Annotated in this window: 7 protein-coding genes; 5 read left to right on the top strand and 2 right to left on the bottom strand. The window is 48.7% G+C overall.

The window, feature by feature from the left end; all coding sequences use genetic code 11:
* Positions 1–34 precede the first annotated feature (34 nt).
* Positions 35–475, top strand: a complete 441-nt coding sequence (locus tag GS398_RS15220) for an Hsp20/alpha crystallin family protein (RefSeq protein ID WP_160907634.1) — start codon at positions 35–37, stop codon at positions 473–475.
* A gap of 96 nt (positions 476–571) precedes the next feature.
* Here GS398_RS15220 and GS398_RS22525 read toward each other — a convergent pair whose 3' ends face one another.
* Positions 572–2,470: an ATP-binding protein gene (locus GS398_RS22525; protein WP_160907633.1), complete on the bottom strand. Its 1,899-nt coding sequence runs from the start codon at positions 2,468–2,470 to the stop codon at positions 572–574.
* 703 nt (positions 2,471–3,173) lie between these two features.
* Between GS398_RS22525 and GS398_RS15210 the strand changes: the two genes are divergently transcribed.
* The 4 genes from GS398_RS15210 (at position 3,174) to GS398_RS15195 (ending at position 7,636) form a co-directional block, all read left to right on the top strand.
* Positions 3,174–4,724, top strand: coding sequence for a sensor histidine kinase (locus GS398_RS15210; protein WP_160907632.1), 1,551 nt, complete (start codon positions 3,174–3,176; stop codon positions 4,722–4,724).
* A gap of 37 nt (positions 4,725–4,761) precedes the next feature.
* Positions 4,762–5,163, top strand: a complete 402-nt coding sequence (locus GS398_RS15205) for a response regulator (RefSeq protein WP_160907631.1) — start codon at positions 4,762–4,764, stop codon at positions 5,161–5,163.
* Positions 5,164–5,358: 195 nt separating this feature from the next.
* Positions 5,359–6,807 carry a sensor histidine kinase gene (locus tag GS398_RS15200; protein WP_160907630.1) on the top strand — a complete coding sequence of 483 codons (1,449 nt, stop codon included), beginning with the start codon at positions 5,359–5,361 and terminating at the stop codon, positions 6,805–6,807.
* A 226-nt stretch (positions 6,808–7,033) separates the two neighbouring features.
* Positions 7,034–7,636 (top strand): DUF4142 domain-containing protein, encoded by a 603-nt coding sequence (locus GS398_RS15195; RefSeq protein WP_160907629.1) that lies wholly within the window; start codon positions 7,034–7,036, stop codon positions 7,634–7,636.
* Between the two features lie 97 nt (positions 7,637–7,733).
* Here GS398_RS15195 and GS398_RS15190 read toward each other — a convergent pair whose 3' ends face one another.
* On the bottom strand, positions 7,734–11,720 hold the full coding sequence (locus tag GS398_RS15190) for a T9SS type B sorting domain-containing protein (protein ID WP_160907628.1): 3,987 nt from the start codon (positions 11,718–11,720) through the stop codon (positions 7,734–7,736).
* Between the last annotated feature and the right edge of the window lie 14 nt (positions 11,721–11,734).

Genomic DNA, 11,734 nt, shown 5'->3' with positions numbered 1-11,734 from the left:
GATTTTTAAAGAAATAGTTTAAGGAGAATCAGCCATGACATTGGTTAAATTTAACAGCGACAAACGGAATAACGCATTACTGCCAGGCTTTAATGACGTTTTCGAATCGGTTTTTAACGACACCTTTTTTTCTGACCGCCTGGTTACCCGCGTACCTGCGGTAAACATTAGCGAGTCGGCCGACAACTACCACATCGAGCTTGCCGCACCAGGCCTCAAAAAACAGGATTTTAAACTCAATATGGACCGGAATGTGCTCACCATCTCCGTGGAACGGGCTCATGAGAATACCTCCGGCGACCGTAAATTCAGCAAACGGGAATACAGCTACAGCTCGTTCGTGCGCTCCTTTACCCTGCCTGAGCAGGCTGATCATGAACGGATCACGGCCGCCTACGAAGACGGGGTATTGAAAATTGACGTGGCCAAGAAAGAAGAGGCCAAATCTGTGAGCCGCCAGATCGAGATCAAATAAGTAATAGCTTATTCACTACAATACGGGAGCTGTCCTGCCAGGGACGGCTCCCGTTGTTTTAGGTACCCTTATTATGGATACCTGTCTTCTCCCCGATCACTTACGACTCCCATGTTTTTCAAGGCAGTGTGCGATCTTTTCTACCAGGTCGCGCTCCAGCAGCGGCTTTACCGCGATGTCATTGATACCTGAATCCAGGTATTGATCGTGATCATCCTTCATTACATGTGCCGTAAGGGCCAGTACCGGGGTCGTCGCTTTATCCAGGTCATTCGACACCCTTATCTCCTTCACCAGCTCCACGCCCCCCATCTCAGGCATTTCTATATCCGTTAAAACCAGGTCGTATACATTCTTTCCAAATAAAGCGAGCGCCTCCACCCCATTGGCGGCTACATCACAGGTCATTTTCCATTTTTTCAGGATGGTTATGGCCAGTAAGGCGCTCATTTTATTGTCCTCTGCAAGAAGGATATGTTTATCCCGTAGCTGCTGTCCCAGGTCGGGAGATTCCGAACCGCTTCCGGGTATGCATGGGCTGTCTTCCACCCTGTTATACGGAATGTGGAAACTAAATACGGAACCCTTGCCGGGCGCACTCTTCACCTGTATAGCTCCATGTTGTAGCTCTACGATCTTTTTACAGATGGCCAGCCCAAGCCCGGTCCCTCTCTGTTTCTCGCTCTGGGCTGCACCAACCTGTGAAAACTCATTAAATATCAGGGCCATATGCTGTTTATCGATACCGATCCCCGAATCTTTCACTTCAGCGTATACTACCGTGTGGTCGTCAGCCACGCCGGCCCACGCTTTGAGCCTGACCTCACCCTTGTTCGTAAATTTTATGGCATTGCTCAGCAGGTTTATCAGTACTTGTTTCAGCCGGAATGCATCACCCTCCAGGCAAAGACGGCGATCAAACGAGAGCTCGTGGCCCAGCACGATACCCTTTTTGTCTGCCAGGATGCGCATGGTGTCAATTACCTCTTTAAGCACTTCCGAGGGACGGAACGGGGAATGGCCGATATTCATTTTACCCGTTTCATACTTGGAAAAATCCAGGATCTGGTTCACCACTTCCAGCAACATGTCCGACGAGCTCCGGATCGCCCTTACCTGCTCAGCTGAACCGGGCGGTAGGGATTCCTGTTCCAGCTGTTCGGCAAAGCCAATGATGGAATTTAGCGGCGTACGGATCTCGTGACTCATTCCCGCCAGGAAGCTGCTTTTAGCATCGGCATACCGGCTGGCTTGCTGGCTGTAAGTCACCAGTGCTTTTTCGTTATGGAAAATCTTCCAGATATTATACAGCAGGGTAACGATCAGGATGGTTAGCACCAGCACCGTAAACAGCGATAAGCGGGAAAATTCCGAAAACGCCATAGTGAGCGTTCCGCGAAGCTCATCTTTGCGTTTATACAAGTATCCCTGCTGCTGTTTCTTATAAGCCTGGAGGCTTGATATTAGCAGGTGAATGGTATCGCTAATGCCGGCCGCTACGGCTGCATCCTGGTAATAAGAAGCCGGAGTCGGGTGCGCTTTCTGTTGAAAGACAGGACTGGCTGTTTCGAGGCGGCTTATTAAGCTTACCATATGGGAGTAAACCGTCGCAGGTTTGGAATGCCTTTCTCCCGGGCCGCCAAAAAAGGTAGACCCCTTGCCGGGATTCAACGGCCTGAGAACTGAATAAACGATCCCGATTTTGGAACGATACTGCCGCAGGTAAACCGAATCGCCGGTTGCCATGTAAAGGGCTATACTTTTGTCGGCGCCTCCCAGGGCGACGATGCCGCTGTCAACGAGCTCTGAACCCTCGCGAACGGCCACCAGCCGGTCTACGTCATTTTGGAGCGCTTGCGCCCGGGTAAAATAAAGGGAAAGGTAGAAGCACCCGGTAAATAAGAAGACGATAAGGATGACTATAAGCCCATAGCGCAGCAGGGGCGTCTTGAATGCGGCTTCGATCCTTGCTGACCGCGAAAATGAGTTATTCACGTGCACGTGCAGGATAAATTATGTAAACATAGGAAGGTCCAAAGGCTGACGCTATCGCGGGAGAAAAAAGATCAAGGTACATCATATCCCCGTAGAGCATAATATCAGAAAGTGAGAGCAACGAAATAAGCGTATGCGTGATTCCGGCAAAGATAGGTTAAATAAGTTAAACATGCTGATTATTAAATATTTAAAAACATAGCTGTTATTAGGCAGCGTGGAATGCTGATTTCGGCGCTTCACACAAAGTGCCGGGCTAGCCTTTTTATTACTACACAATATTTCACTGATTTACAGGACGCCGGGAAATGGATAGAAGCCTTTGAATAATTCACGCCTAAGCCATTCAAACCTGACGATTTGCACCCGAAGCTGGCCTTCTATTTAAATAACGAGTCCCGTTAAACCGGTAATTTTTCCTTTCGGCTACCTGCCGATGTGCCTGTATGAAGCAGGGCTGGCCTATGGCTGCTGATCCGGGGATCCGGAAAGACCGGCAACCGATTCTCCTGAGAAACGAGATCCCGCTACTCTTTATTTACTCACTGTAATTACTATCTTTAGCCACCCCAATTCGAACTAAGAGAACGGTTTGTCGCAGGGGAAGACACACCGTCACACCATTTAAGAATTTTCACCATTTATGGCGGTTAATGCCTCCCGGGAACCTGCTGAAAAAGCGCTTTGCGATTCTTTGTGCCATTTGCAAAACAAGTCAGTACATAAGGAAACAGCCGGAATACCGGCACAAGCGGTTGAATTCATCTCCGGCCTGCTTAATACAGATAACTGGCCGCCACGCTGGCATTGCGGTAGCTGGACCGATTTCCATGGCTGGTTATATATCGTATCGGACCTATTGATCTGGGCATCTTATTTTGCGATCCCCCTGCTATTATTCCGGATGATCAGGCGCAGGCCGGATATGCCGTTTCCGAAGATCGTGTGGTTGTTTATCGCTTTTATTGTTTTATGCGGCACCACTCATTTGATCGATGCTATCATCTTCTGGTGGCCGGCATACCGGTTAAGTGCCCTCATAAGATTGTTCACCGGCATAGTGTCATTGGTCACTGTTTATGCGCTATACAAAATATTGCCTGTCGTTTATTCGCTTCGCACGGTCGACCAGTTAGCGTATGAAATAAACGAGCGAAAGGTAGCCGAAGAGAAACTGGCGGCCAGCGAATTCCTGCTAAGCGAAGCCGGGCGGATCGGTCGTCTTGGCGGTTGGGAGTTAGACCTTATAACCCGGAAAAGAGCATGGTCTAAGGCCGTTTATGATATCTATGGCCTGCCCTATGATCATGATATTAATGCTACCGATCCGTTTGATTTCTTTCCCGAACAGTCAAAGAAACGTGTAAAGGACGTGATAGCAAAAGCATTAAAAGACGGAACTAAATGGGACATTGAACTCCAAATAATTACCAGCGACCAATCGGTCATATGGGCACGGTCGCTGGGGGAAGTGGTTTACGATGCTGCTGGTACGCCTTGTAAAATGAGGGGCGTTTTTATGGACATCGACAAATATAAAACGAATGAACTGGCCCTGCACCGGTCACTGGACCTGCTGACTAAAAGCAACCAGCAATTAAAAGGTTTTACCCATATCCTATCCCATAACATTCGGAATCATGCAAGCAACATATCTCTTCTGACCAGCTTCGTGGATGAAGATAGTCTTGCCGGCGAGAATGTAAGGATCTTTGAAAACATAAAAAAAGTTTCTGACGGCTTAAACGGCACATTAAACGATCTTTCCGAAGCCATAAAGATAAAAGAAAGCCCGGTGACACCGGAACTTATTGATTTTGAGCAGATCACCCGCCAGGTGTTGTCTACGCTCGATTCTGAAATCAGGAGGAACCAAGCCGTTGTTTCTTTATCGTTCGACGTACCCACCGTCCTGTTCCCGAAATTGTATATGGAAAGTATCGTGATGAACCTGCTTAGTAATTCACTGAAATACAAGCATCCTGACAGGCCTCCTTTAATCCGGATCGCCACTTACTATACCGAAGATAAAAATTGTGTCCTGGAATTTTCAGACAACGGGTTAGGCATCGACCTCAGCCTCCACGGCAATAAAATTTTTGGCTTATATAAAACTTTCCACGGTCACAAAGATGCGCACGGAGTCGGGCTGTTTCTCGTAAAAACGCAGGTGGAATCGCAAAATGGGCAGATCATGATCGATAGCACTCCCGGAAAAGGAACCACCTTTAAAATTCAATTTAATATCCTATAACACCTTATTCGCAAAAGAAACATAACCTACATATATTATGAACAAAAGGATTGATATTGCCTGCGTAATTGACGACGATGAAATTTACACATATGTAGTCAAGAAAATGATAGCCGTTTCCGGCATCGCCACCAAAACACTTTATTTCACTAACGGGAAAATGGCGCTCGATTTTTTTCAGGAGTATATACACCAGGGAGAGCAATTGCCGGACCTTATCCTGCTTGATATAAATATGCCTGTGATGGACGGATGGCAATTTATGCATGAGTTCGTGAAATTTTCGCCGCTTATAAAAAAACGGATAACTATTTATATCGTAAGCTCGTCGGTAGATGAGGATGATCACAAACGCGCGGAAAGTATAGAGCTGGTTTCCGGCTACGTAGTTAAACCCATTACCATGGAAGTGTTAAAGACGCTCATAAAGCCCGACTGATTTCTGTTTAAGGCTGGGGTTCCCACGCCGCCCCGTTCCCGTATTTTTTTGTTCCTTACGTTCATTTTTCTTTTCATGACGAAAAGTTTACCAGGCTATTGGTAACACGGGATATTGAAATTGTTGCGTAGGCATGCGGTTCAAACAATTTGTATATTACATGGTATGTTCGTGTATAGTTAAACGAAGTCTGTTATGCAAACAAAGCTTGAACTATATCAAAAGGCAACCCCACTCGCCCGGCTGGGTGTTTGGGAAAGAAATTTTGAGACGGGCGAAATCTACTGGAATGCCGTAGTACGGGGTATTTTTGAAGTAGCGGATGATTTCTACCCGGAACTACAGGAATCTTTAGCGTTCTATGCGCAACCAGGGGAAGTTAAGGAACTGGTTGACAGGGTAATAAACACCAAAGCGGCGGAAACCGGGGAATTTGAGCTGATCTCCGCCAAAGGCAATCGTAAATGGGTGCGCATACGGGTACACGCCACATCTGCAAGCGGTAAATGTGTTGCACTCTATGGCACCCTGGAAGATATTACGCAGCAAATCGAGGTGACCAAAATTCTTGCCGAGAACCAGGAAAAATTTCACCAGGCATTTGATTATGCGCCTATAGGGATGGCGCTCGTATCGATCGACGGAAAATGGCTGAAGGTGAATAAGGGTTTATCTCGTATGCTCGGGTATCATGAAGATGAATTGCTTTCGCTGACTTTCCAGGACTTAACTCATCCGGAAGATCTTCACAAAGATCTAACACAGATGCACCGCTTGCTGAATTCCGAAATCTCATCCTATACTATGGAAAAGCGGTACTTCCATAAAGAAGGTCATGTGATCTGGGCGCTTTTAAGTGTTTCGTTAGTAAGCGACCAGGCGGGCTCGCCATTATACTTCATCTCCCAGGTGAAAGATATTAGTGAAAGTAAAAAGACCGCGGAAGAGCGCGAAAGAACATTGGAAATCGTTGCCGAGCAAAATAATCGCCTGCTCAATTTTGCTCATATCGTGTCTCATAACCTTCGGTCGCACACCGGGAATATGAAAATGCTTTTAGATATGTGGCTTTTGGAAGAAGATCAGGCGGAAAAAGAACATTTAAGGGAACTGTTAGTCATCAATACCGACAACCTCCAGCAAACTCTTATGCATCTTAACGATGTGATCCAGGTACAGAGCCATAGTAAAGATGATAAAAGACCGTTAAATTTACTGGAAGCAACTGAACGCGCGTTGGTGGGCCTGACAGCCTATATCCGCAGGACTAAAGCCTTCATTCGTGTTGATATAGACAGTCACATCCAGGTTAATTACAATCCTGCTTATCTTGACAGCATCTTGTTCAACCTGGTAAGCAACAGCATTAAGTATCGTCATCCTGACAGGCGGCCTGAAATTACAATAACGGCCGCGCGGGAAAAGGGAGTTCTTATCCTTCGTGTACAAGACAATGGCATCGGTATCGATATGACTATGCATGGCCATAAACTTTTTGGGATGTATAAAACTTTTCACGGTAATGAAGATGCACGGGGAATAGGACTATTTCTTACAAGAAATCATATCGAAGCCAGCGGGGGAAAAATAACCGCCGATAGCACCCCGGGTGCAGGCTCGACATTTACAATTACCATTCATTAACTACGTCTGTAAGCGCCTCCCTCCCGCTTTGCCGAAGTAAGTTACAATTCCCGGCCATTATCTTCCAGGAACCCCTCCGTTAACAAGAATTCAGGATCTGTCAAAAGAAATTAAAATATGGGGCGACAGTTTTTTATAAAATGGTCTTTGCCGACAGAATGACGTTTAAAATAATTTATTAAACTTTCCGGCCGGACGCGTGTTGCTCTCCCAACTATCAAACACTATGAAAACGACAAAAAGATTATTAGTAACGGGCCTGGCTATGGCCCTGTTTGCCGCCTGTTCGGGTAACAAAGACGGCAAAGAAACTGCTGACAGCCTCAACGATGCAAAGGATACTTCAGGCATAACAGCTAACGACTCAACCCAAAATGGCGCTGCGGCAATGACTGTAAATTCCGATGACGCTGATTTTGCCGTTAACGCAGCAAATGGCGGCATGGCCGAAGTAGAGCTGGGAAAACTCGCAAGCGGAAAAACCGCCAACCCGAAAGTGAAGGAATTTGCTAAAATGATGGCCTCCGACCATACCAAGGCGAATGAAGAACTGATGGCGCTCGCAAAATCCAAAAATATCTCGCTGCCGGCGGCCGTAGCCGAAGAGCAGATGAAGGTAAAAGAAGATCTGTCGGCTAAATCAGGCGCAGCCTTTGATAAAGCCTACGTTGATGTTCAGGTTAAGGACCACAAAAAGACCGTGGATCTCTTTGAGAAAGCTTCAAAAGACGCGTCAGATCCGGATTTGAAAGCGTTCGCTACCAAGACACTTCCCACGCTAAGAACGCATTTGTCAACGATCGAGAAAATACAGGCGGGGATGAAATAGCAGATTTAAGTCCGGCAACTACAATAAAGGCTACTTTTCGGTAGCCTTTATTGTTCCACTTCATTTTAGTAAAGATAAGGATCGGTCCCTCCTCCCCTTATCTTACCAGCGTAATAAACCCTTTTATTTTTTCTCCATCGCCGAGATCGATTAAATAGTAATAAGTACCGGCATTCAGCAGGCTGCCCTGTGCATAGCCGCTCCAATCATTGGTATATCCTTTTTTAGTGAACACCATTTTACCCGCAGCATCCAAAACCGTCACGATGTTATTCGGGTACTGCTCTATATGCTTGATATACCAGGTGTCGTTCTTTCCATCGTTATTGGGAGTCAGGATATTAGCTGCTTCAATCGTTCCCGACGCCGGTTGGTAGCTTATCATGTCAAAGCTGTATGCGACCCTGCCTGCGGATAAAACGTCTAAACCGCCCGTAGTAAAGCTGGCAGGGCTGGTTCCGGTTGTCAGATACTTTTGATCACCTGGCGACCCGTCATAATCCACTACGGTTACCCGATAATTGGTATTGGCCGATAATCCATTGATATTCACTGACGATCCCGTACCATTGTATACACAGTACCAACCCGAAGAACCGATCTGCGTGCCCGCCCCGAACGCCGCAACGGCCGTATAGGTAGTATTGTTGGCCGGAAAAGCGGCTCCCCCGGCGGTTTTGGCAATAAATACGGCGCGGGATTCTCCGTTCCCGTTATGCGTCCAGCTTAAAGTGACCGATGATGCAGCCATATCGGTAAATTTCAGACCGTAAGAGATCATGGTTGGTGTAAAAACACCCAAGTCTATATTGGCCGGAGCGGTCCCTGTGGTAAGATAACGCTCGCTTCCGGGCGTACCGTTATAATCGATCACTGTAACCCGATAGGTTCCTGCGCTTAACCCGCTGATGTTTGCCGACGATGCGGTCCCTTTATAAACACAATACCAGCCGCTAGACCCGATTTGAGTTCCTGTACCGAATGTGTTGCTTGCCGTATACGTGACACCGTTTAAAGGCATGGCTGCGCCGCCGGTGGTTTTAGCGACAAAAACTGCCCGCGCGCTGCCGTTGCCGTTGGTAGACCAATTCACGGTGGTGGTTGTGGCGGTCGTGTTTATAAAGCTCAGGCCATAGGATGCTGCCGTGGGCGCCGATATGCCAATCAACACGTTTGCAGGCGCCGTACCCGCGGTCAGGTAACGCTCGTTGCCCGGGGTACCGTTATAGTCGATTACCGTTACCCGGTAAACGCCCTCGCTTAATCCGGTAACGTCGGCCGAGGAAGCGGTTCCGTTGTATACGCAATACCAGCCCGTAGAGCCGATCTGGCTGCCTGCCCCGAAGGTACCGTTGGCGGTATAGGTAATATTGCTGACCGGCATAGCGGCACCTCCGCCGGTTTTGGCTATAAATACCGCACGGGAGCTTCCGTTTCCATTAACGGACCAGCTAACTTTGGTAGAAGCAGGCGTAGTGTTTGAAAATGCCAGGCCATAGGATACCGCTGTCGGCGCCGATATACCGATTAATACGTTTGCAGGCGCGGTACCCGTGGTCAGGTAACGCTCGTTCCCCTGGATACCGTTGTAATCAATGACTGTTACGCGGTACGTACCATCGCTTAGCCCGCTGATGTCTGCGGAGGAAGCCTTTCCGTTATATACACAATACCAGCCCGTAGAGCCGATCTGGCTGCCTGCCCCGAAAGTGCCGTTGGCAGTATAGGTAATGTTGCTCACCGGCATTGCTGCACCTGCGCCGGTTTTCGCTATAAATACCGCACGGGCGCTCCCGTTACCGCTGGTCGACCAGCTCACTTTGGTAGAAGTAGCCGTAGTGTTAGAAAATGCCAGGCCGTAGGAGACACTCGTGGGTGGAAGGGTACCGATGACTACATTGGCCGGGGCGGTGCCTGTAGTAAGGTAACGCGCTGTTCCCGCGGTGCCGTTGTAATCGATCACCGTGGCGCGGTAAGTGCCGTCGCTGAGACCGGTAATGTTGACCGACGAGCCGGTGCCGTTGTATACACAATACCAGCCCGTAGAGCCGATCTGCGTACCGGCTCCGAAGACGCCGTTGGCCGTATAAGTCATGTTGCTCACCGGCATCGCTGCACCTCCGCCGGTTTTGGCGATAAATACCGCACGGGCGGTACCATTCCCGTTATTCGTCCAGCTCAGCGTGGTTGACGCGGACGTGGTGTTCGTGAATTTCAGGCCATAGGAAGCTGTTGTAGGTGTAACCGGCGCAGCTATCACCCTGCTTAACGGCACGGCAATGCGATCAACCAGGTTGAGCAGTTCAGGCGGCCCGTCATAAAACCCAAAAGAGCCTGAATGTTCTCCAACGGCAGCGTTGGCCGCTAGGCGTACATAAATTGTCTGTGGTCCTGCCTGCCCGTTTACGACCTCTATCGGCGTTGCCTGAAAACGCCATGGACCGTCTGGTGCCAAAGCATACTCAAAGCCGTCGGCCAGGGGCCGGATCAGGAGGAAATCGGATGTTAAACCCTTCGCGGTGAAGGTCATAGCGGTAGCTGCCGAAGGCGTGCCGGCAAACGTGGTCATAGGCTGGGGAGGGGTCACATTCTCCAGGCCTCTCACCACTAATACTATTTTATAGTTAGCTGAAAAATTACCCGTCGAGTCATTCTTTAATACCAGGTTGAAGTCGTAAGTTCCGATTGCAACATTTACCGTTTTAGGCACGTTTACCGCATACCCTATCAGTTCTCCCTTTCTCCCGCCATAACGCTTGCCAAGTGTGCCGTCGCTTATTGGCTCGAATCCTGGCATTACCCGTGCACCGGCGGTTAGCATAAAGCGATCGGCAAAACCCTCTATGAAATGAACATTAGCTGAAAATACGGTATCCGATTTAGTAGTCTTCACCAGAGAATCTACTACCGCAGTAATGGTTGCAGGAACCGGCATAACTGTGCTCACCGGGATGGAGATGCGTCCGAATAAATTGGCGGGCTCTGGCAGGGTGCCGTCAAAAATTTGTACGGTCCCGGACTGTTGTCCAACCGCAGCATCGGCCGCAAGGCGTACATAAATTGTTTGTGGCCCTGTCTGCCCGTCTACCACATCCAGCATGATCGGCGTAGGCGGAAAGCGCCACGGACCATTTGCCGCTAGGGCATATTCAAAGTAACCGTCCGTGGGCATGAGCATCAGATAATTGGATTTTAAACCCCTCGCTGTAAAGCTTATGGAAGTGGCGGCCGATGGGGTTCCTGCTATAGTGGTCATAGGCTGAAGCGGGGTGATGAGCTCGATGCCTTTAATAACCACTACTATTTTATAAACTGCCGAAGTGCTGTCTGTGAAACTGTTTCGCAGCACCAGGTTAAAATCATAAGTCCCCGGAGCTCCGTTTTCCGGTTTCGGGACGGTGATATAGTAACCGCCTGTAGGCGTCGGTTTCCTGCCGGAGAAACGCTCGCTGACCGTACCGCCGGTTACGGTTACAAAACCTGGCATGACGCGCGTACCTGCGGTGAGCGTGAACCGATCGGCAAAACCGCCGGTGAAAAAGATGCCGGCGGTGAAATAATTGTCTTCTTTAATGGTCGTTACCAGGGTATCGACCTGCGCAATTACCGGGGATGCGGTAGCTGTCCCCGTTATGGTAATATGCTTCGTCATTTCCCCGGGAGCAGATATGCTAACGTGACCTGATTTCATTCCCGGCGCCGAAGCCGCCATACGAATATATACAGACAGGTGCCGGATATTTGTAGTGACTGAATCGGTAAAATATTGAGGCGCTACCGCCGGGTCGTGTGGCACTACCGCTAACTCAAAGCCCGCGGATGCGATAAATGTCACTCTTTTTTCAATGTCCCAGTCTGGCACAATAATTTCTAACTCCTGCCAAACCGATGGCTTTCCTGCAGGCGTGGCGAACGGGCTCAATGAGACCGGCACATTTGCTAAAAACGTACTATCGCCGCCAGGCGGCGGCGAAACCGCGTACAAGGCGTTTGGAAAATGACACACAAGGCTAAGCAACAGGAAATACAGCATCTTAAGGCACTTCGGACGTGCGGTGGTAACGGGTAAAGATAAATTCATCATATAAAAATTTGATT

It is taken from the genome of Hufsiella ginkgonis (assembly GCF_009834915.1).
GTDB classification, from domain to species: Bacteria; Bacteroidota; Bacteroidia; order Sphingobacteriales; family Sphingobacteriaceae; genus Hufsiella; species Hufsiella ginkgonis.
The sequence above is the reverse complement of the archived record's forward strand: the minus strand, read 5'-3'. Positions and strand labels throughout refer to the sequence as shown.

Coding starts and splice junctions, on each gene's coding strand:
- GS398_RS15220 (WP_160907634.1), top strand. CDS start 35: ATGACATTGGTTAAATTTAACAGCGACAAACGGAATAACGCATTACTG.
- GS398_RS15205 (WP_160907631.1), top strand. CDS start 4,762: ATGAACAAAAGGATTGATATTGCCTGCGTAATTGACGACGATGAAATT.
- GS398_RS15200 (WP_160907630.1), top strand. CDS start 5,359: ATGCAAACAAAGCTTGAACTATATCAAAAGGCAACCCCACTCGCCCGG.
- GS398_RS15195 (WP_160907629.1), top strand. CDS start 7,034: ATGAAAACGACAAAAAGATTATTAGTAACGGGCCTGGCTATGGCCCTG.
- GS398_RS15190 (WP_160907628.1), bottom strand. CDS start 11,720: ATGATGAATTTATCTTTACCCGTTACCACCGCACGTCCGAAGTGCCTT.